At 40.0% G+C, this 20,143-nt stretch carries 29 protein-coding genes; 13 read left to right on the top strand and 16 right to left on the bottom strand.

Annotated elements, in window-relative coordinates; all coding sequences use genetic code 11:
* Positions 1 to 4: 4 nt before the first annotated feature.
* The 15 genes from CVT15_RS08795 to CVT15_RS08725 form a co-directional block, all read right to left on the bottom strand.
* The gene (locus CVT15_RS08795) at positions 5 to 595 is read right to left on the bottom strand and encodes a hypothetical protein (RefSeq protein ID WP_107898292.1); all 591 of its coding nucleotides are present in this window, start codon (positions 593 to 595) and stop codon (positions 5 to 7) included.
* A 222-nt stretch (positions 596 to 817) separates the two neighbouring features.
* Entirely contained in the window at positions 818 to 2,185 is a 1,368-nt protein-coding gene (locus CVT15_RS08790; protein ID WP_107898291.1) for a minor capsid protein, read from the bottom strand.
* Positions 2,172 to 3,569 (bottom strand): DUF4055 domain-containing protein, encoded by a 1,398-nt coding sequence (locus CVT15_RS08785; RefSeq protein ID WP_107898290.1) that lies wholly within the window; start codon positions 3,567 to 3,569, stop codon positions 2,172 to 2,174. The genes CVT15_RS08790 and CVT15_RS08785 overlap by 14 nt, the downstream gene beginning before the upstream one ends.
* Before the next feature lie 29 nt (positions 3,570 to 3,598).
* Positions 3,599 to 4,858 carry a phage terminase large subunit gene (locus CVT15_RS08780; RefSeq protein ID WP_107898289.1) on the bottom strand — a complete coding sequence of 420 codons (1,260 nt, stop codon included), beginning with the start codon at positions 4,856 to 4,858 and terminating at the stop codon, positions 3,599 to 3,601.
* Positions 4,851 to 5,378: a helix-turn-helix domain-containing protein gene (locus CVT15_RS08775; protein ID WP_107898288.1), complete on the bottom strand. Its 528-nt coding sequence runs from the start codon at positions 5,376 to 5,378 to the stop codon at positions 4,851 to 4,853. The genes CVT15_RS08780 and CVT15_RS08775 overlap by 8 nt, the downstream gene beginning before the upstream one ends.
* Before the next feature lie 9 nt (positions 5,379 to 5,387).
* Positions 5,388 to 5,765, bottom strand: a complete 378-nt coding sequence (locus CVT15_RS08770) for a hypothetical protein (RefSeq protein ID WP_196373526.1) — start codon at positions 5,763 to 5,765, stop codon at positions 5,388 to 5,390.
* Positions 5,766 to 6,161 carry a VRR-NUC domain-containing protein gene (locus CVT15_RS08765; RefSeq protein ID WP_107898287.1) on the bottom strand — a complete coding sequence of 132 codons (396 nt, stop codon included), beginning with the start codon at positions 6,159 to 6,161 and terminating at the stop codon, positions 5,766 to 5,768. It lies immediately after the preceding gene.
* Positions 6,161 to 6,463, bottom strand: a complete 303-nt coding sequence (locus CVT15_RS08760) for a hypothetical protein (RefSeq protein ID WP_107898286.1) — start codon at positions 6,461 to 6,463, stop codon at positions 6,161 to 6,163. Before CVT15_RS08760 ends, CVT15_RS08765 begins: the two co-directional genes overlap by 1 nt.
* Positions 6,460 to 7,128: a DNA-methyltransferase gene (locus CVT15_RS08755; protein ID WP_107898285.1), complete on the bottom strand. Its 669-nt coding sequence runs from the start codon at positions 7,126 to 7,128 to the stop codon at positions 6,460 to 6,462. Before CVT15_RS08755 ends, CVT15_RS08760 begins: the two co-directional genes overlap by 4 nt.
* A complete protein-coding gene (locus tag CVT15_RS08750; RefSeq protein WP_159070266.1) occupies positions 7,128 to 7,961 on the bottom strand; it encodes a DNA adenine methylase in 834 nt (277 codons plus the stop codon). Before CVT15_RS08750 ends, CVT15_RS08755 begins: the two co-directional genes overlap by 1 nt.
* Positions 7,951 to 8,169: a hypothetical protein gene (locus tag CVT15_RS08745; RefSeq protein WP_107898283.1), complete on the bottom strand. Its 219-nt coding sequence runs from the start codon at positions 8,167 to 8,169 to the stop codon at positions 7,951 to 7,953. Before CVT15_RS08745 ends, CVT15_RS08750 begins: the two co-directional genes overlap by 11 nt.
* On the bottom strand, positions 8,166 to 8,792 hold the full coding sequence (locus CVT15_RS08740; protein WP_107898282.1) for a DUF6475 domain-containing protein: 627 nt from the start codon (positions 8,790 to 8,792) through the stop codon (positions 8,166 to 8,168). Before CVT15_RS08740 ends, CVT15_RS08745 begins: the two co-directional genes overlap by 4 nt.
* On the bottom strand, positions 8,789 to 9,631 hold the full coding sequence (locus CVT15_RS08735; RefSeq protein ID WP_107898281.1) for a helix-turn-helix domain-containing protein: 843 nt from the start codon (positions 9,629 to 9,631) through the stop codon (positions 8,789 to 8,791). Before CVT15_RS08735 ends, CVT15_RS08740 begins: the two co-directional genes overlap by 4 nt.
* A gap of 12 nt (positions 9,632 to 9,643) precedes the next feature.
* Positions 9,644 to 10,456: a hypothetical protein gene (locus tag CVT15_RS08730; protein ID WP_107898280.1), complete on the bottom strand. Its 813-nt coding sequence runs from the start codon at positions 10,454 to 10,456 to the stop codon at positions 9,644 to 9,646.
* An 83-nt stretch (positions 10,457 to 10,539) separates the two neighbouring features.
* Positions 10,540 to 10,854, bottom strand: coding sequence for a hypothetical protein (locus CVT15_RS08725; protein WP_196373525.1), 315 nt, complete (start codon positions 10,852 to 10,854; stop codon positions 10,540 to 10,542).
* A gap of 42 nt (positions 10,855 to 10,896) precedes the next feature.
* On the opposite strand from CVT15_RS08725, the gene CVT15_RS08720 reads away from it, so the two are divergent.
* The 9 genes from CVT15_RS08720 (at position 10,897) to CVT15_RS08680 (ending at position 15,855) form a co-directional block, all read left to right on the top strand.
* Positions 10,897 to 11,214 carry a hypothetical protein gene (locus tag CVT15_RS08720; protein WP_159070265.1) on the top strand — a complete coding sequence of 106 codons (318 nt, stop codon included), beginning with the start codon at positions 10,897 to 10,899 and terminating at the stop codon, positions 11,212 to 11,214.
* A 455-nt stretch (positions 11,215 to 11,669) separates the two neighbouring features.
* Positions 11,670 to 12,392: an XRE family transcriptional regulator gene (locus CVT15_RS08715; protein ID WP_107898277.1), complete on the top strand. Its 723-nt coding sequence runs from the start codon at positions 11,670 to 11,672 to the stop codon at positions 12,390 to 12,392.
* 33 nt (positions 12,393 to 12,425) lie between these two features.
* Positions 12,426 to 13,373, top strand: coding sequence for a hypothetical protein (locus tag CVT15_RS08710; RefSeq protein ID WP_107898276.1), 948 nt, complete (start codon positions 12,426 to 12,428; stop codon positions 13,371 to 13,373).
* Between the two features lie 297 nt (positions 13,374 to 13,670).
* Entirely contained in the window at positions 13,671 to 13,814 is a 144-nt protein-coding gene (locus CVT15_RS10100) for a hypothetical protein (RefSeq protein ID WP_230853929.1), read from the top strand.
* A gap of 197 nt (positions 13,815 to 14,011) precedes the next feature.
* A complete protein-coding gene (locus CVT15_RS08700; RefSeq protein ID WP_107898274.1) occupies positions 14,012 to 14,197 on the top strand; it encodes a hypothetical protein in 186 nt (61 codons plus the stop codon).
* Entirely contained in the window at positions 14,194 to 14,550 is a 357-nt protein-coding gene (locus tag CVT15_RS08695; RefSeq protein ID WP_107898273.1) for a hypothetical protein, read from the top strand. The genes CVT15_RS08700 and CVT15_RS08695 overlap by 4 nt, the downstream gene beginning before the upstream one ends.
* Positions 14,547 to 14,723, top strand: a complete 177-nt coding sequence (locus CVT15_RS08690) for a thermonuclease family protein (RefSeq protein WP_159070264.1) — start codon at positions 14,547 to 14,549, stop codon at positions 14,721 to 14,723. Before CVT15_RS08695 ends, CVT15_RS08690 begins: the two co-directional genes overlap by 4 nt.
* A 105-nt stretch (positions 14,724 to 14,828) precedes the next feature.
* On the top strand, positions 14,829 to 15,422 hold the full coding sequence (locus CVT15_RS08685) for a Panacea domain-containing protein (protein WP_103576500.1): 594 nt from the start codon (positions 14,829 to 14,831) through the stop codon (positions 15,420 to 15,422).
* Positions 15,412 to 15,855 (top strand): hypothetical protein, encoded by a 444-nt coding sequence (locus CVT15_RS08680; protein WP_103576501.1) that lies wholly within the window; start codon positions 15,412 to 15,414, stop codon positions 15,853 to 15,855. Before CVT15_RS08685 ends, CVT15_RS08680 begins: the two co-directional genes overlap by 11 nt.
* Before the next feature lie 36 nt (positions 15,856 to 15,891).
* Here CVT15_RS08680 and CVT15_RS08675 read toward each other — a convergent pair whose 3' ends face one another.
* Positions 15,892 to 16,953, bottom strand: a complete 1,062-nt coding sequence (locus CVT15_RS08675) for a type I restriction endonuclease (protein ID WP_107898272.1) — start codon at positions 16,951 to 16,953, stop codon at positions 15,892 to 15,894.
* Between the two features lie 536 nt (positions 16,954 to 17,489).
* On the opposite strand from CVT15_RS08675, the gene CVT15_RS08670 reads away from it, so the two are divergent.
* The 4 genes from CVT15_RS08670 (at position 17,490) to CVT15_RS10095 (ending at position 20,054) form a co-directional block, all read left to right on the top strand.
* Positions 17,490 to 17,837, top strand: a complete 348-nt coding sequence (locus CVT15_RS08670) for a hypothetical protein (RefSeq protein ID WP_107898271.1) — start codon at positions 17,490 to 17,492, stop codon at positions 17,835 to 17,837.
* Positions 17,838 to 17,899: 62 nt separating this feature from the next.
* On the top strand, positions 17,900 to 18,706 hold the full coding sequence (locus tag CVT15_RS08665; RefSeq protein ID WP_107898270.1) for a PD-(D/E)XK nuclease-like domain-containing protein: 807 nt from the start codon (positions 17,900 to 17,902) through the stop codon (positions 18,704 to 18,706).
* Between the two features lie 69 nt (positions 18,707 to 18,775).
* Positions 18,776 to 19,624 carry a hypothetical protein gene (locus tag CVT15_RS08660; protein WP_107898269.1) on the top strand — a complete coding sequence of 283 codons (849 nt, stop codon included), beginning with the start codon at positions 18,776 to 18,778 and terminating at the stop codon, positions 19,622 to 19,624.
* A gap of 1 nt (position 19,625) precedes the next feature.
* The gene (locus tag CVT15_RS10095; RefSeq protein ID WP_230853928.1) at positions 19,626 to 20,054 is read left to right on the top strand and encodes a TFIIB-type zinc ribbon-containing protein; all 429 of its coding nucleotides are present in this window, start codon (positions 19,626 to 19,628) and stop codon (positions 20,052 to 20,054) included.
* Positions 20,055 to 20,143 lie beyond the last annotated feature (89 nt).

The following is a 20,143-nucleotide window of genomic DNA, read 5'->3' as shown; positions in this document are numbered from 1 at the left end:
ATTTTCATTCCTTTAAATTATATTTCTCTTTTATCGCGACTATTCGCTCCTCGCGAGTGCCGCCCCATTTAGCGCCGATATTTACGCTACCGCCGCCTCCGCTCGCTCCTCCGCCTTGACCTTGAGGCGCTGCTATGAAAGCTTTACCGTCTTTTTGCGCCCATTCGCTCACAAACTCGCTTATAGGCTTATCCGCGATATACGCTTTTAGCTCGCCCTTGTCGTCTTTTAGGCTAGCATTGCCGCGCAGTAGCGCCTTAGCCGCTTCTAAAAACTCCGCTTTTACGCCCGCTTTTGCGAGATTATCGCTTAGCCCTGCGTCGATTAGATACTTATTTAGCGAGCCGTTAGCATTAGCTAGATCGGCGTTTAGCTTTTTCGTATCGGCATCGTATTTTTTGATAAGCTTTTCGTTCTCTGCTTTTAGCTCGTCGTATTTAGCTTCAAGCTCGGCGTATTTCTCGGCATCCACCGCGTCGCTATTTTTAGCTTTTAGCTTTTTTACCTCGCTTAAAAGCTCTTTGTTTTTGGCTTCCATTCTCTCTTTTTCTGCTTGCAAATCACTGACTTGCTTTTTTAGCTCCTCAATATCCATTTTGTCCTCCACAAGAGTTAAATTTAAGGCACGGCCTTTGATAGAATAGTAGCTTAAATTTTAAAGTGGTCTGGTTTGGTGAAAATATGGTATAATTACGACAGTGGCAAGCAAAAGGGATGAGTGAAAACGAAATGCCCTAGCGCTCTTAGCAAGCGCATTATCGCCCCGTGCGGTACGTAGTTATTCTGCGGTATCCGTTCGTGTGAGGGTTGGGCGGTCTCACTGCTTGCCTTTTTTAAATTCTCTCATATCAGCATCCCATTTTCTTTTGTTTATGTGAAAAATTACACCATTATTAGGGTAAATGCCGATGTCGATCATTTTCTTTTTCTTATCGTCTATCGACTTTGCTATTATGAAACCGCCACTACGACGCGTTGCAGGCTTGATAATATCGGGCGCGTTAAAAACATCTTTTATTATATTTACAATATCCGCTTTACCGTCAAACATTTCAGGGTGTTTATTAAATAGATATTCCAAGCTACCTCGTATTTTGTCCGTCTTAAGCCCTATTCGACTCTTAATGCCTTTTGGTATATCAAAATGCTTAATATTTTCCTTTGAATATTCCCAAATTTTCTTTTTCTTGGCTAGTTCGCTCAAGTCAAGCGCGCGCCCCTGCTGCGTTATCAAATCCCGCATCGTGATCTTGCCTTGCATAAATAGCTCGGCTCTGCCTTTACCCAGCGTCTTTTCTATCGTTTCGGGGCTTTGGGTTTTTAGCCAGTCGTTAAAGCTCATATCCTGCGGTACGTAGCCGTTCATACTTGACCTAGTGCGACCGCTCGCTTCGTCCATTCCCTCGGTGCCCAGCTCATCCCAGCTTTTGGTTACCGGTATTATGGTGCTGCGGCAATTAAAATGAGTATTTACGCGCGGTTTGCGAAACGGGAAGTTATGCCCGATAGGCTTGTAGTCTTTATCCCACGTTAACCCGTCGTAGGCTCTACACAGCGCAGATGTGCGAGTATCTAGCGTAGCTTGATATTTGTAGCATTTTATGACGTCGTCGTTTGCTTCAAAAAAGGCTTGGCGAATTTCGCTTACTATTGCGCCCGCTCCGGTTAGAGCGATAGCGGTAGCGTCACGTTTATTTTTCTCTAAAACGTGCGCTATTCTTTGCGCTAGCATAGGCGTCGTCTCGCCTAAGCTTACGCCTATCTTTAGCTCGCGCTCTAGTCTCTTTTTCTGATCGGCGTTTAACCCGTTATTCCACGCTTTGACGGTCGCGCCCTCTAGTTGCGCGCTATCTACTATCCGCTCGATGCTACTCTCTGGCAATACACTAGAAAACAAAACAATCCCCGCCAGCTCGTTGTAGTCTAGTAGATGGTCTTGCTCGTTTTCCGCTAGTGTTAAAAAATCTTTACGCAGATCGGGCGTTTTTAGGCTTTGTTTGAGGTCGCTTATCGTTTGGGCTAAATTATTCGTTATATTTTTCTTTTTTAAAATTTGAGCCTGCAAATCTGCGATCATCTCATCGTAAAATTTAGCTACTTTTTTACTTAGCCCGTTTTTTATCCGCTCGTGCAAAAGAGAGCGCGCGACTTCAAGCTCGGCTATAAGTTGGTTAAATGGCTTCATCGCTCGGCGTTACCTGCGGCGCGGCTTGCTCTAGTTTGGCCTGATAATCCTCGTAGCTTTGGATAGTTTCAGGCATTAGCTCGCCTTTTAGTAGTGCATCATAAAGCACTTCGTTTGGAATATCCCCGCTTTGAATGCCGGCTATAATTTGCGCTAATAGTTGCGGTTCAATCATAGTTAGGTTGTAGTCGGTATTTATCTCGTATATTAAATTCTCGCTCGCGATATTCTCAAAAAAGGCGATGTCTTTTAAAAACGATACTATCCCCTCGCTGATCGTAGATGCGACGTTGGTTAATACCGCATTTTCACCGCTCTTTCGCATTTGTAGCGTTTCGGTAGCTTCAGCCGTCTTTTTCTCGTCAAGCAGCAAGCGCGCGCCCAAAATCGACATCCTTTTTTCTTTTACCGCAATACGGTTTTCAAGCGTAGATAGCCCCGCGCCGCTAAATTCTAAAAAGCCTACTTTTGCGCTCGGATCGTTTATGACCCAAACGGCGGTAGAGCCTATTTTTAGCTTTTCGCTGCTCTCGCCTTGATAGCCCGTGACGTAAGGCGTAGGCAACGCCGTAAAATGCGTGCCGTGTTCTAAATCGACCTCGCTCCTAAAATGGCTAATATTAACCTTGGCCAAATCAAGCAAAGGTGGCTTTTCTACCGCTGTTTTTAAGTCGTTCACGTTAAAAAACGTAAACGGCAAATATTCAAGCTTTTGCCCGTTCGCGCTCGGGTAAATTTCGCTAACTACTTCAAAATTTCCCGCCTTGGTTTCGCTAAATACTCTTTGACGGTAGTAGCCCTCGTGCAAATCAAGTACTCGGTAGCGCGTTTTTATCTTATCTACAAACTCGTCCTGCGTCGGCTCGGCGTAGGTTTCAGCAAGCACCACGAGCGATGTAACGTTTGAGCCGTTTATTTTCGTGGTTTTCCAGTTGATAATGTTTTCGGCCTTATAAAGCGTGGCGTAGGCTCTTAAATTTAATCGCTCGGCTTCCAGCTTGGAATAATCCGCCTTTTCAACGCTAGGCAGATCCACAAGCACCCCGCAACGCCCGACGCTTAGGCACTCGTCGGCGATATTTTTAGCAAGAGCTTCTAGCGTGTCATCATCTAGGCTGATATTCTCGCCGATGCTCTTTAGCGCTTCGGGCAGCTCAACTTTAGGCGGCTTTGCAAATAGTAGCCCTGTTAGCGCGACCTGCGTTCTAGCCGTCGCGTTGTAAAACTCTGCTCGCCCTACGTAGGCGCTGTATTCCTCCGCTTCTTGATCGCTTAATTTAGGCACGTATTTTTCTTTTGCCACCTCGCCCGCTAAGGCATCGCGCATTAGCTGCCATTTGGTTAAATTCTTAGAATATTCGGGATGTTTTGCATTTACCGCCATAAGAAGCCTTTTTTCTTTGCATTCTACTACTAAATGCCGACTACCTTGATTTGGTAATCTCGCGCAGCTATCGGGTATTTATACGCGATTAGATACCCAAGCGCGTCGTTGTAGTCATCGTTTGCAGGGTGAGCGTCGCTTTTTTCGGGCAGTTGGGTCTTATTATCCCACGCTTGCTGCTCAAGAGCTTTGGTTAAATTCGGGCATTTTGAGACATTGACGAGCAAGCGGAGTTTGTCAAATAAGTTATTCACGCAGTTTACGCGGTCTTTAATGCTCGGATTTGAGTGGTTTACGAATACCAAATGCCCAGCACCTCTTAAAATTTGCGCGTCCGTTTCGCTCGCGCTCGTTTTTCTATTTTGTCCGCTAGCATCGGGATAAATAATAATTTTATGGCCTTTGTATCTATCTTTTAGCGTCTGCGCCATAGCGTATGTATCGTAACTAATAACCTCATCTACCGCGTGCGTGGTTATTATGCCGTTTTTATCCGCTCGCTCTACGCAGACTATGTTTATGCAGCCGCCCACGTTAAAATCCGCGCCGATGTGTAGCGTTTCGCCCTCTTTGATAGTTTCCGTGCTTGCGTGAGTATCGCGGCTAAAGTAACTATACACGGTGCCGCTAGTGAGGTTTACGAATTCGCCCTCTAAATAAGCCTTAAGCAAATTCTCGGGGTATTGCTCTTTTAGCGTGTCGATAAAATCGGGCGGCAGATATTTATTGTCGGCGGTCTTTGCTTTTATCAGCCGTTTAGTATCGCCGCCTTTTTCTATGAAAATTTGATACGTGGCGCGGAAGCCCTCGGGCGTCGTCGTAATAATAAATTGCCTAGTGTTCCCCGCTCTTAAGCGTCCTAGTAGCTTCTCGTAAGCTTTTAGTGCGATCTCGGTTTTTGACGTATCAAACTCGTCGCATATTATCCAAGCGGCGTTTATGCCGATTAATCGCTCCCAGTTTTCCATACTACGGCATAAAATAGGCGTTTTGGCGCCGTTTACGTCCAGCGTAAATACTGCGCTTGATTTGTTAAATTTATACGGCACGCCCCACTCAATGAGCGCGTTTTCAAGGTCGCCAAATAAGATGTCGCGCAAAAGCGGATAGGTTGGCTCGGTTATCACGCCCGCGCAACCGGGGTTTAGAAATGCTAGCTGCAAGGCTTTTCTAACCGCGGCGTAGGTTTTGCCCGCGCCGTAACCGCTGACTAAGCCTATGATTTTCGTGCTTGTATCGGCTAGTAGCTCGTATTGGTGCGGTAGCAGCTTGACCTCTAGTTTACTCATCTTTGCTTATCACGATTTGTTGAATTTGTGCTTCTTGGCTTACGTTTGCGTTGTTTATCGTAGTATTTGAAAAGCGGGGATTAACGCCGAGCGTTAGGCTGGCTTTATCTATCGCGTCTTGTAGTGCCTTATAGTCGTTTGCGTTTAATTCCACCGGCTCGAAAGTTTGCACCCCGTCGCCGACACCCACCTTTTCGTATTTGGTGTTTTTGTCTAGCATTTCAGTGATTTTGGCTAGGTTTTTTTGGGTAGCGTTTTCGATTAGCCGCCTATTATAAAATTCGTCTCTCGCAGCGTTCGCGATCGCGTTCGTTTGTTCGGGCGGTAATGTTTCTCTTGCCGACAGCAACGCTACTTGGGCGTTCACTAGGTGTTCGTTTTTGGCTTCCACCCCTTTTGTAATTTTATTTATCGTGCTGGTGGATAAATCGTATTTTTTAGCCAACTCTCTTTGCGAAAATTTGCCCGTCAAGTGGTCGGCTATTATTAATTTTTTTACCTGCTCTGATAGCTTCGCCACCCGCTCCCCTTAAAATTTAAACTCTAGTTGTTCTTTTTTAACCCTACGCGGGCGTTTAGTTTTATTTCTTAGCTTTACGCCGCTTTTGTCGTACGACTTTTCAAATACGCTATACGCTTCGATGTTTGCGAAGTCGTCGCGCGATAATATTTTGTCTTTGCTTATTATAGCTTCTACACCACGCGCAAAGGTTTCGAGTTTGTCCGGTGTTAGCCCGTCGGTCAGTGCTTGCAGCGGTTTTATGAGCTCATCTTTGTAGCGGCCAAATGAAAAATCTTTTAAAATGCCCTTAGCGTATATCGCTATGGCGGCAGCACAAGCCACAACCGATAAGTTGTCCTTAAAGTGTTCAGATAAGGCGTAAAATTTATCGACGTCGTATTTCAATCAGCGCGTTCTCCCCATCTCGCTCTTGATAAAGTCTATCGCCTCGCCCGAGCCGTAACAAACTCTAGCTTTTGCGTAGCCGTAGCAGTTGATAGTATCTACCCAATCCTCTTGCTCGTCCGATACCCTGCTTAGGCTCTTTTTGGCTCGTTTCATCTCGACAAATACGATCTTGCTCGGCAAAAATACGAGCATATCGGGGAAACCTGCGCTAGTTCCCATAGCTTTTAGTTTCTTTTTGTATTGCACGCTGGCTACTCTCTCGTTTGCTACGTGGGTAAATTTTAGATTATTTCTTTTTAGCCAGCCGGCAAAGAATTTCATCTCCCAATCCTCTAGCGGTACTTGCCCCGTCGATTTTGCATACGCTAGGGTGTTTTCGTATTTGGGCGGCATCAATATCCTACCTCTACATATTCGCCCATTTCTACATCTAATGAGTAGTGTCCACGAGTGCAAAAATAAAAATAATCCGAGTCTGAGCTTAGTCCTGCGCCCTCGCAAAACTCTATCGCGTCTTGCTCGCTTGCAAATAAGGCCACTAGCCAACTTTTTTCTATCTCGCCCGCTTCTTTGAGCGTATCAAATAAAAACCGCTCTTTGTATTTTAGCCGTCCATTAGCGTCAAACCAATCGTCGCTACCCTCTATCTCGTCAAGATCTAGTTTATAAACTGCATAATTTAAGATTTCGCTCATATTAGCCCCTTTATCGTTTCTCTTAACCTTTTCTCGGCCATTTCGCAGTATTTAGCCTCTATCTCACAGCCAATAAAATTTCTATTTAGCTCTTTGCACGCCGCCGCCGTTGTCCCACTACCCATAAATGGATCAAAAACTAACTCACCATCGCTTGAGCTAGTTAAAATCAAGCTTTTGATAATACTTAGTGGCTTTTCGCTAGGATGTCCGTATTCGCTCTTTTTTGCGTTTTGAGTAAAGAGCTTTGATCTACCTTTTATCTTGACACCTTTTGCTCTTATGTAGATAATATTTTCGATGTCACTTTTAAAAGTATTGTTTGTAAATGGTGCTGCGTTAGGCTTGTGCCAAAATAACTCAGCTACGTTATGTCCTTTTTCATAAGCCCAGCTCATTATCTCAGGCTTTTGTTTGGTAGAGCAAAAGATAAAAATATTTGTTTTTTTACAAATTCGTTCAAGCTCATTTAGTGTTGTTTTTACATCAAAGCCATCAGCTATCTTTGCCAAATCGCCCTTTTCATAGACTGGGCTCTTACCTAACCCTCCGCCTTTTGTGTAGATGATATAAGGCGGATCAGTAACGACCAAATCAACGCACGCATCAGGCATATTTTTCATAAAATTTAAGCAGTCAGTGTTATAAATTTTATTTAGTTCCATCAAAATAGCCCCCTTGCTCCGCTTTTGTAGATCATATAATCAGTCTTCGCTTGTCCATTAGCTAAAATTGCTTGTTTTAGGCCGTATCCTTTAAAAACTTCATCACCACACTCTACACGGTCGTCTATGTATGGCAAAATGTCGCTATTTTCACTTGAAAAAAATATAAAAGGTTCTCGTACTAGTCTAATCAGCTTTAAGAAGTCGCGTAGCCCCCAAAAGCATTTATAACCTGCTTTGTTTGTTTGCAAATATGGTGGGTCTAAAACCAATACAACATCTTTATTTTCAAATTCTTTTATCAGCTCTATTGCATCTTTGCGGACGATCTCAACGCCTTTTAAATAACCATTTACTTGATATAAAGACATTCCTGTGCTGGTTATAAAAAATGTTTTCTCTTTTTTAAATTCATCTTCATTATGAGCATATTTACCAGAAAAAAGAAGCCTTGAGCTGAGTGTTAGCCAGTCGATGAAATATCCTCTCTTTATATACTCATCTATGATTTTTATAATTTTTTCTCTATCCTCTCCACTTACTTTTTCATTCTTTTTGTATTTTTTTGTGATAGGCTCTATTGCTTGTAAAATCTCGTTTGTTACCTCTATATTTGCCAGCCTCTCACTGTAATTATCGTAGTCGTTATAAATTACCCTTGCATTAGGATAAATTTGCTTTATATTGTGGCTAAGTAGTCCAGAGCCACCAAAAGCATCGATAAAAACTCCGTTTCGATGCGCTCTAAACTCGTTTTTTATAAGCTCTCTAAAATGCTTAATGAAGTTTCTTTTTTGTCCTTGAAATGGTAAAGGGGCAGAGTTATATATCAAGGCTAGCCTCCTTCTCGCCCTTGTGCTTCTCATTCCACTTTCTCATTACTTCAAGCACACCGCTTGCGTCCTTGCGACTTATCTCAAAGCTATCAAGTATCTTTTTGTTTTCGTCTGCCACCTTTGCGATTATGCTCGCTCCAACTTCTGTTATCGTGATATATACGGCTTTCATCTCACGCTCTTTTTTGCTCACGTATTTGATCACGCGCCAATCCTTTTTATCACGCCTGACAATATCGCCTTAATGGGTGATTTTTGCTCTGTTAGGGCTTTAAATTTAGTCACATCCATAAATTTGCCGTCGTTAGTCCCGCCGATAAAATACACTGGCTCGTTTCCGCCTACGCCGTTAAAGCCATTATTCGCCTCGCTCTCGCCAATTAGATAATCTGGACAAATTTGTGGGTTTTTCGCGTAAATCTTATAAAGCTTGGCAAAGTCCCACTTTTTAAAATTCTCCCAGTCTTGCCCTTCTAGGTTGCAAACCTTTACCCAGCCACCCCTAGCACGCACTACTGACATTATCGCTCCGTCTTTAAAGCATACGCTACGATAAGGTCCGTAGCGTCCTATCGCGTAAGTTAGCTCGTCTAACGCTTTTTGCGCTTTGTCGCCCTCATCTCCGTTAAGCGCTTCTAAAATTTCCGCAGACGTAGGCATCGTAGGATATTTTCGCGTTTGCCTGACTAGTTTTAGCGCCGCGGCTAATTCGCTCGCCTCGTAGTCCATTAAGTCCTCGAAATAAAGTGCGATCACGGCTTTGCTTAAATTCGCTCCGTAATACTCCACTGTCGGCATAAATACGCCGTAAAATTCTTGTATCGTCATTGAAAATCTCCCACTAAATCACTTTTTCCGTTTTTTCTCATTTCTCTAGCTAGCTCCCTAAACGCCGCCATTGTGTTTAATGTGCCTTGTTTTAGCCCGTGAGGATTTGTCGTAGCATTGTTTGGCACGTTTCGCCCGCCGCCGTTTTTGTCGGGCTTTGGCTTAAAGACGCCCTGCCACTCATTCCGCATTGCTTCTCTTATACACTCGTTTACGTCTATGCCTTCATCTCGCCATTTAGCCCAGTCTCTAAATTTCATCTCGATACCCTTAGTGCTTAGTTTCTCTCGTCGCTCTTTCTTGTAGGCTAGATATTCTTGCCAAAGAGTAGGGTCGATGAAGTCAGGTAGTGAAATGTCCTTAGGGGGTAGGGGGTTATTATTAGCTTGTAATTTTAAGGCTTGTAATTGATTACTGCTTGTATTATTCATTCGCGCGCATACATTATATGGCGGACGTTGGATTTTCCGTTCGCGGACGTTGGATTTTCCGTCGGCGACCTGATTTTCTCCGTCGGCGGACGTTGGATTTTCCGTTCGCGGACGAGCTGCGTTTTCTAGGGCTACCATCTTAATTTTTCGATTAGTTACTACCGCGCCGAATTTTTGCAATTCAACCTCGATGTAACCTAGATTTTTTAATTTTGTTACACCAGAGCTAGCCCAATCTTTAGACTTGCCAAACTTCTCGCCTAAATACTCGTTAGACGCGTAACAATAGCCCTCTTTAGCTGACAATGAAGAGATTAAAAGCAAGAGCCTAAGCTCATTTTGTATCCTTTCATCAAATAGCCAGGAATTAAAGCAAATTGCATATCCGTTTTGCAAATTATCGCTCATCTAAACCCCCTTTTAAATTTCTATACCGCTTTGAGCTCCTAGACTGCTTATATATTCCGTTCTAGGTTCGTATTTGCTCTTTTTTAGTATTGCATTGATTTTTACTTTGCTTACTCTAGGCGCGTGTCTAGCACTAAATTTAGCCTTAACCGTTTGTAAGTCTAAACGATAACCGCAGGCACACTCCATTCTCACTGGATAATCCATTTTTAAAAACATTGATTCTTCTTTACATTTAGGACAAGCTCTTGGGCTACCTAGTTCAGGATAAATAGCTAATTGATCTTTTAAATTTAGAAATATCTCGTTAAAAAACTCGGTTTTTCGCTTTTCTATCTTGTACCAAAATATATCGCGCCTTTGTCCTACTGGGACGTTCAAGCTTTCATACAAGCTCCAGCCACCTTGGCGACGTTTATTGCAAAAGTGGTAGCACACATCTTTAAAGTGCTTCTTTTCGTATTGGTTTTCGTAAAGTCCACCATGTTTGGCATAAATGCGAAAATTAGGCGTATCTTTGCCTTGCTTGCCTACAAAATTTTCTACGCAGTTTTGGTGGCGTGACACAAAACGCACATTTGAGGGCTCATAATCTCCGTCCGGATCTATACGATCTATCGTGAGCCCCTCGCGTCCTTTGTTTTCTTTAAGTGCGAAAAGATAAAAGCTAGTTGGATTGTTCATCCACTCCTCGCAGATTTTTATACCTCTAGCACCATAAAATTTGTAGTCTTTGTTTTTAGGATCGTTGCAACGCTTCTTCATGTCCGATAGTCGCCTACGTTCTCTTAAAATTTGCTCTTTACTAAAGTCGCTTAAATTCATATTTTCATATCCTAAAGTTGAAGTAATTTATCAGCTCAAACAAAATAACGCCGATCGCAAAAGACGCGATCATAAACTCAATGTCAGGCATTGCTCGCCGCCTTTATGCATTTTATAAGCTCCTTGTTTATAAGGTGAGCTTCATTAAAATAGCACCATTTCACGGTTACGCCGGTGATAGGGCATTTATCTTTGCCCCGCTCTTTTATACGCCCTAAATACACAAGGGTGTTAACTCTAGCGCTCACGGTAGCAGTAGGTAGCCCCGTTGCTACTGACAACATATGTCTTGACGCGCCGTTTGGGTATTTTAAAAGCGCTTTCATTATCTGCGTTTTTTGTATCTCGTGCTGATCTATGCTAGCTATGTAGCCGTTTATGCTTGTCTCGGCGATCATTTTTTGCACTCTTTTTGGATATAATTAGCAAAAAGGATTTTTATGGTCGAAATATTCGACGCTTTTTTAAAAGCCTTAGCTAATGGCGGTTTTACGTCGTTTGCGATAGCTTTATTTATTTTTATTCTCGGCTTTGTTTCAGGCTGGAATATGAAAAAGTATCTCATTAAAGAAACTTTTAGATATGAAAAAGAATATCTATGCCTACTAAGAGGAGATAGCGAATTCGACGATAAAAACATGATCGTGCCCGTCGCTTTTAAAAACGATAAAATAACGCGCATAGACTGCCCCTTCGTTAAGAAGGGAATTTGTAACAAATCAAACGATAGATGTCTCATTCATTCTACCTTAGTCTAGTTTTTCGGCAAAGAACGCTAAAAAACGGCAAAATAATAGGAGCGTAATGCCGCAAATCCAGCCGATGCCGTAAATACACGCTACGGCAAAAACGACATATAAAAATTCAGCGATCATTTTTTAGCCTTTTTGAGTTGTTTGGCTTCTTGCTCGGATAGCCAAAGGCGGATGTCTTCCCAAGCGACGGCGGGGACATCGTGTTTCTTTTCCAAAACTATCATTAACGTGCCCGATGGTTTGTGTTTGCCTTTGTTGCCTTTTGCTAATAACCGCTTTACTCTATCGATCTTTAGATATTGCAACAAAATTTTTTTTAGTGTTTTGTAATTCATGGTGTAAGTGTAGTATTAAAACCCTTAAGAGCAGTTTAATTAGTGTAGTATAAAAACATTAATTAAATTTTAAAATTTGGTATAATAGTGCTCAATAAAAACACCTATCTAAGGAGGCAAAAAATGGCCAAGATGTTTGATTTTAAGCGCGCAAAAGAGATTATGCGAGAAAAAGGGATAAATCAAAACGATATAGTTTTTTTTCTTGCCGATCAAGGGATAAACTATACTTTGGACGGGGTAAAAAATTGGTTTAGAAAAGACGAAAAGACGAGAAATAACCCTGAAATTAAAACTTTAAGAGCCCTTGCCGAGCTTTTTGATACAAGCCTTGACGAATTAATAATCGGCGGGTCGGACACGCTTAAAGACTTACCACTCGACAATATTGTATTTTTATCAAAATCAGAAATGCGCGTCGGTGCCGGTAGCGAGGGGATTTATGATCTCGCTATGCTTCAAAAAGACGAGAGAAAGATCGCAGTTGATAAGGCTTTTTTAAAAGGGCTTGACACTAAAAATTTGCGTATTTTTGAAGTGGTGGGCGATAGCATGGAGCCTGATTTTTACGAGGGTGACTGGGCTATTGCTGATATGGTAGCAGGTAGGGATAAATTTGTACGTATTGCTGGTGTTTATATCGTCAGAATGGGAGAGAGTGTTTATATAAAAAGGGTTGAGTTTTTGCCACATAACGGGATAAAGTTAATTAGTATAAATACAAAATATGGCGAAATGTACCCACACAAAGAGGGCTATGAATGGGAAATACTTGGTAAAGTCTGCGGTAAAGTCCATTGCGAAGTGTATAAAGGGCTAACGTTTGAGGATTATGGGATAAAGTAAGGAGATTTTCAAAATGAAAAAAAGAGGTAAAAAATGAGAGATATTGAAATAAATTCAGTTGCCGATTTGTTGCGAGCAAAGGATTTTATGTTGCAAACACAAAGCGACATAAAAATCTCTAAAATAGGCGATATAGAGTATAAAATTAAACTCGATGGTGGTCGTTTTAACGACTTCGATTTGACTTATATAGATGCAGGTGTTGCAAGAGTAGTATTGGAGTATCAAGTCCAATATGAGAATTTTATTGCAGGGCTGGAACAAAAATTTAATATTCAAATTCCACAAAGCCAAAGAATGTTAAAATTCAAACTTGAAAAGGGTTGTTTAGAAATTTCAACTGACATAAAAGATATTTTGAAAGAGGGGCTAAAGCGTATGAATGGATGGCAAGTAATGGTAGTTTTTATAATTGCCATTGGTGGCTGGTTTGCTAATAGCAGCTTCCATAAATATACGGATCTCCAAGCAGAAAGTATCCAAAAGCAAGCTCAGCAAGCAAGAGATGAAGCGGAACAAAAACGACTAGAAACTGTATCAAAAATGGTAAAAGATTTGTCTGCTGATCGTAGTTTGCAAGAGCCAGCTAATCATGTTAAAAAAAGGATTGCAGAAGTTTTACAAGACCAAGAAAAGGCCATAATAGCCCCTGAACTAGACGATCAAATAAATGCCCCTATAACTTCAGCAGACAAGGACAAATTTAGGGTCGTATTGTCACAAACAGAAGTGCCAGATTTAGAAGAAGAAATAGATGATTTATTTCATATACAATCTCAATTTTTTACAAGTGAAAGACCTTTTAGAGTAAAAGAGCTTGGCAATGTAAATTTAAACTCCGATATTCTCTCTGTAGAAAAAAGAATAACACTTATACAAAAAGCCGAAAAACAAGAGCCAGTTAATTTAAAAATAAAACTTATTAAAGACGGCAAAACGCAAAAAATAAAGAATGCTTATATTTTAGATGTTCTTAAATAAAATATTAGTTGTTTTTGTAGACGCGTAGTCGGTAGTTACTCCATAAATTCAAAGAGGTTTTAGAAAGGATAAAAAATAATAAGCAAGATTTTAAAGTCTTTAGCTGACGGCATATTAAAAATCGGCGATACAGAACTTGATGTCGCCGTTTTAGAGGATGGGGCGAGAGTTATCGGTCATAACGCCGTTTTTAGGGCTTTAGGGCGTGAGCCTAGAGGGAATTCAAGGCAAGATCAGACCCCCGCTTTTATGGATGCTAAAAACCTGCAAGGCCTGATTTCATCGGACTTGCGAGCCATGATCAAGCGAGTGCCATACTTGGATAAAGACGACAATAAGAAAGAGGGGTTTAATGCCGAAATTTTGCCGCTCGTGGCTGATCTGTATTTAAGGGCTAGAGAGGCGGGGATTTTGACACCGCAGCAAATTCCGACATCATAAAAGCATACGACATCGCACTAGCTAACCCATCGATAAAAATCCTACAAGAACTCGGTCTTGACGATAAAGGAATATTAAAAATAGACGATGACGATCTGGGGCGAATCGAGATAAAAATAACAGCCAAAAAAGGCAGAGGTTTATTTGGCGCCGATGTTTTTAAAAAATTGTTGGGGAATAAAGAAAATTATAGTAGAATGCGAATAAAGACATCAAACTCTTATTTAAAAAGTGGTGTTTTAATTGATTTGCTAGATGAGTTTTATACGGTATCTATGAGCGTAAGGGAAAATAAAAAGCGTGTTGCACCTGAAGACATGCTTGTCGTCATAAAAGACGTTTATGAAAAACATATACAAGAAATAATGGATTTATCAAGATGATAGATGTAGATTTTATTTATTCTAATTTAGATAAACTTTTTACTATAAGCTTTACCATGCTAGCCTTTGTTATTGCTGCTATTACTATATTGCAAACTATTAGCACTGGGCGAATAGCAGAGTTTCGAGAAACTGGGCTTATTGATAGCGTTATAAAGCGATATAATAGCTCTATATGTTGGAATTTTATTAGTGGTGTTGTTATATGTTTGTTTTGGTTTATTCGTCTAGATTTTATGAGTGATACCATCAAAATAGTTATTTGCATTATATCTTTTTTGTTGTTTCTTATCGCAATTTTTAAAACTTACGACGCATATAGATTTTTAATATACTTTGTCAAAAAGCAGTGATCCGTTTTTTACTTTTCATCTACCCTTTATTTTTATTTGCTTTCCCTGCCAAAGTCATAAAAATATCTGACGGCGACACTATCACTGTGTTAAGTGGCAAAGAGCAAACAAAGGTCAGACTATACGGCATTGACGCCCCAGAGAAAAAGCAAGACTACAATCAAAAGACCTAATTTACTTTAAGCGAAGTTTGATAAAAGTTTGATATAATCAAATTCCACGTGATAAAAAGAATAATTAGTTTATACAATGGAAATCTCAAAGCTAAAGGAGGCAATATGCTAAATTACAAAGCTGCGATACAAGCTGTTGATTATATAGTAAAAAGAGCATCTCCCGATAGCTTATTAGATAAGCTCACGATTTTGAAATTACTATTTTTTGCAGAAAGGTATAGCCTAAGGAAGTATTTCCAATCAATCACCAATGATCAATTTTGTGCTATGAGATGTGGTCCAGTGGCTAGTGCAACTTATGATATTATTAGCTTCAAAGATACTGTCCCTATTGAGCAAAAGGACTACGCCAAAGATATAATAAGCAAAATTCCACCATATTTTGTAAAATCAAATGGCTCACTCTTAATAAGAGACGACTATGATGAGCTGAGTGACACGGATATTGAAGCGTTAGATTTCTCAATAGAACAATTCGGTCAGTATAGCTCAAGCAAGTTAATAGATATAACCCACAAATATAAAGAGTGGAATAGATTCGAGAAAAAACTAAGAGAGAGCGATACAAGCTTTAAAATGGAAATAGATGACTTTTTTGAAAAAACAAACGATAAGACATTAGAATATTCTATAATCCCTGATGAACGCGTAAAAATAAGCCAAGAATTTTATAAAGAAGCTATATTTGATAGATAAAGATAGGCTTATAAAAGCGTTAGACGATCCGTTGAAATTTGTTTTATATTTCGAGGAAAGTGGCTTTGATAAACCTCATTATTATATAATTTTGCCTACTCGAGATAAAAATGAAATTATAATACTATCTATGATAACATCACAGATAGATAAGAAATTAAAAGTCTATAAAAATGATAAAGTAGCACTAGAATCCTTGCTTTATGTAGATGGGAAAATCTTAGACTTTTTAATCAAAGAATCTTTAATTGATTGCAATGCTCCGTTTAAAACAAATATTGATGAAATTTTAAAAAAAGACAAACTAAGCTTAAAAAAAGCAAATATCCCATTATCTCTTGTAAAAGATATAGCTAAAAAGATCAATAATTCAAAGGCGCCTAGATTGACCCTAAAGAAAAGTATAGATTTATCAAAATTATCAGACCAATAAAACCTACTCCGCCGTGGGTGTGGAGAAAAAGATAAATTATTTCTCAGAGTTATAAAAGCTTGCGATGCTAATCAACTTTTCGCCGTTTTTGTAAATATCATCAATACTATTGATTAAAATTTTGTCCTCATTTTTCTTTTTATCTACTATGCCGATGTATTTTTTGCTACCAGATAAATAAAGCCTACAAATAGTTTTACGATTATTGTCGTCAAACAGCACGGCAAAATACGATTGCGCATCGCGATAATTTACGCGCTCTAGCGGTACCGACTGGCACAAAATGGCGCGGACGATATGGAACGCTTCTATTTCCTCGTCAGTCGTTATGATTTTAGGCATTTTTAGGTCATCGCCTATTTCTAATCCTTGCTTGTCTCCGCTTTTGTCTATTTTAGCAGCATCTAGCCGCTCATTTACGCTGTCGGTTATGTATTGCGCGATTGTGTTTTTTATCGCCCCTGCAAACTGGTCTATTATACGATCCGTTACGACGCCCGTATATACTTTTTTGATAAAAAACTTGATGAATTCTTTGCTTGGCTCCGACATTTCAGCATTTATCACGCGCTTAAATTCTGTTGAAAATCTTAAGACGTTTGCGACACTAAAAATTTCATCGGAGTTAAAAGCTTCTTTTTGGAATTTTGCGAGCTCGGTTATTTGATTATCTTTGATTTTTAGGATATTAAAGCTCAAAAATGGCGTAGTGTCCATTTTGTTTTTCTCGTCAAGATCGGTATAAAATTTGTAAATAATACCGTTTGTGAGTATTGCAAATTTTGCCGATGCCGTATGAAAATATCTAAAGAGCTGTGATTCGTTATTAACGTTTAGATCAGCGTTAGCCTTTTTGCACTCCACCAGAATTATCGGCGCTCCGTCTTTAAAAATGGCGTAATCTATTTTTTCACCTTGTTTTATGCCTAAATCTGCCGTGAATTCCGGCACCACCTCATTCGGGTCAAATACGTCATAACCCAAAGCTTGGATAAATGGCATAATGAGGGCATTTTTTGTAGCCTCCTCTGTATGGATTTTGCCTTTTACATCCTCTATCTTGCTCGCGATAGCCTTTATTTGGTCTTTAAATTCCATAATTTATGCCTTTTTAATGGGTTATGAAATTATACCATAAAAATATTTTTTAAAAGTGTTTTATTTATACTCTTATTTAAGTATCTCTTAAGTGTTGTGATGATACACTTTACTCATCAAAACGAAAAAACGTTTTGTAGGCTTCAAAGCAAAGCTTGACAGAGTGAGCCTCCTGCGAGTTGCAGGTTAATCACGTTTCAATCTGAAGCGGATATAGCGAGCCGAAACGTCGCTATTCGGTATTAGCCCTGATTTAGGATAGTTTTTCACAGGGTTATTAATAAAACGAAAAACACCACTTTTTCTAATAAAAGCCTTGCTTGCTTGGAGTAGGCGAAAGCCCACTAATATTTTCATATACAAATTTTCCTTTAAGTATAAATTGATTTCTAACATCTAGCTGGCGGTGGCGAGCAAGGTTTCTATTAGAAAAAGGAGCTAGAGATGAAAAAGCTAATCAAGTTTTTTAGGGTGCTTTTCAGCAATGGTGGCGAGATAAAGAATATCGCCTATCTAAATATCAAAAGGGGTTAAAAATGAGTTTAAGCCATGACTTAGCGTGTGCCGAAAGCGACGTGGCACACATAAATTTAAATCAAGAGTTTGACCCACTAATAAGCGACATCGAAGCTGTATATAACCTCCATCGCTACACGTTTAAAAATGCCCTTGGCGAAAATAGTGGCGAAATAATTGATCTGCTTATCGAGCATTGTAAAAAAGACTTTTTTGCCTACGCAGCGCTTGTCTATGTGCTATGCGTTGAAGCTGAAATGAGCAACGATGCAGTTTTAAGTTATACGGCTACTTACCAACAAACACTTAAAAAACTACGAGAGGAGGCTGAAAGAGATGCGATACTCCACACTAAAGAGGCTTGTTGAGTTCTACGGCAAGCCAAATATGACTGTAGGTGAGTTTTTAGAGATTATAAAAGGACTTAACAATGCTAACAAATAAAGAATACCACGCACGCCCTGAAATATCAAAGAGTGACCTCGACCTACTAGCCAAAAGCCCTTTGCACTTAAAAATGAAAAACGAGCTTAGGAGTGAGCCTACAAAAGCTTTACTCTTAGGCTCTGCGGTGCATAAGCTAGTATTAGAGCCAAAAGATTTTTCAAATGAATTTTGCGTAGAGCCTGAAATAGATAAACGCACCAAAGAGGGCAAAGCAATTTATAACGATTTTTTAGAAAATTTAGGCGATAAAACCTCGCTTGATATTGATACTTTTGGCTCAGCCGTAGAGATAGCAAATGCTGTTAATTCTATGCGTGAAACAGCTATATTTTTAAAAGACGGATTAGCCGAGCAAAGCTATTTTAGTGAAATAGAGGGCGTAGCGGTTAAATGTCGCCCTGATTTTTATAATGAAAAAATGGGTGCAGTAATTGATCTAAAAACAACTTCTGACGCTTCGGCCACTGGCTTTGCTAGATCGGTCGCTAGTTTTAATTACCACGTGCAAGCAGCGTTTTACAGCGATATTTTAAGAAGTTTAGGCAAAGAAGTAAATTATTTCTTGTTTATCGCTGTTGAAACAAAAGCCCCTTATTTTGTAGGTTTTTATGAACTTGACGCCGCAGCGATAGAGCAAGGACGTAAAACATATCTTGAATTGCTAGAGCTTTACAAATATTGCCGTGAGCGTGACGAGTGGTGGGGCTATGCGAAAAAAGATGGTGATAAGATAAATGCGGTGCAAACTTTGAGCTTACCAGCGTGGAAATTTTACGAGCAGATAGCATAAATTTGAAAGATTATCTAAAATCAAAGTAGGGTTTTGTATAATCGCATAAATTTCTTTAAAAGGCCGAAAATGGACGCAAGCTACGACCTGCATTTTGATTTCGACGCGGACGGCGGAGCGGACTTTTTTAAAAACGTATCCACCTTTATCGCTAGCTTAGACGAGCTAAACGTCGCTATTTGCTCCTATGTCGATAGTGAAATAACAACCCGCGTTATTTTAGAGGGCGTAGAAAACGGCTCGCTAAAAGCTAAAGTAAAAGACGTGCTAAAAAGCATAGATAGCGACAAGATAAGGAGCTACGTGAAAGACCCAAGAGACGCCATAGCTGATTTGTTGATTAAGGCTAAAGATAAACTAATAGAGCTTTTAGAGGACAACCCAAAGCAGTTGCCATATAGAGCCGACGAGATAGTTTGTGAAATTATAGAGGATAGTGAGTTAAAAAGTTATGGCTATAAACATAACAAGACCACTCTTTTACGGGCGATGTCAAACCTATCCCAAAGCACGAAAGGATTTAAAATGTCACCACGCATAAATTTAAAAGGCAAAGAGCGAGAAGTAAAAAGTGGTTACGAGTTTAGCGCCGACGATTTAGACGGTGCAATAGAACAAAAAAGCGAGTTTAAAGGTGCTTTTATTATCAAAAAGCCAGATTTGGCTGGCGCTAGCAAATGGACTATCATAAATGGAGCTGCCATAGACGTAAAAATCATCGACGAAACGTGGCTAAAAAAACTAAAACGCCATGAGATAGCACTAAGATATGGTGATAAGATAGCAGGCACGCTAATATCTAAATCCGTAATAGACGCCGATCTAAACGTCGTTAGCACGGATTATTATTTAGACGATATTTTAGGCATCGAAGCATCTAAAAGCGCCGAGCAACGAAATTTAGAGATAAAGGAATAAAATGTATAAATGCCCAAACTGCGGAAGTTCTAGTATAAAAAAAGAGCGAATTTATGTCGAAGAAGCTGGACGAGAAATCGATACTGGCGATAGAATATGTCAAGATTGTGGATTTGTTGGTACATCTAATGAATTTAACCGAGACATATACGATCAAGAGTTAGATGATGAAATTTCCGATCATCCAAATTTGCATATACCCAAAGAAAATCTAATCAAAGCTACCTGCAAAGAGCTAAATTTAACCTACAAGCAACTTGGCGAAATGATAGGGTATGGCGAGGGCGCGATTAAAAATTCAGCCTCGACGGGCAACGTAAGCGAGCCTATGGCGCACGCCATCAAGATGTATAAGCGGATATTAGAACTTGAGCGCGACATAGCCGACAGCGAAGCCGTAAAAGAGAATTTGAAAAAGTGGCTAAAATAAGCTACTTTTTCTAAAAAGTCATCAATTTTTACCAAAAACTACAAAATAGCTTCACTTTTATTTACAAATCTATTGACTTTAAGTAATTA

The sequence above is a fragment of the Campylobacter concisus genome (assembly GCF_003048595.2).
Classification (GTDB): Bacteria; Campylobacterota; Campylobacteria; order Campylobacterales; family Campylobacteraceae; genus Campylobacter_A; species Campylobacter_A concisus_L.
Note: the sequence above shows the minus strand (reverse complement) of the source record. Positions and strands in the feature narration are given on the sequence as shown.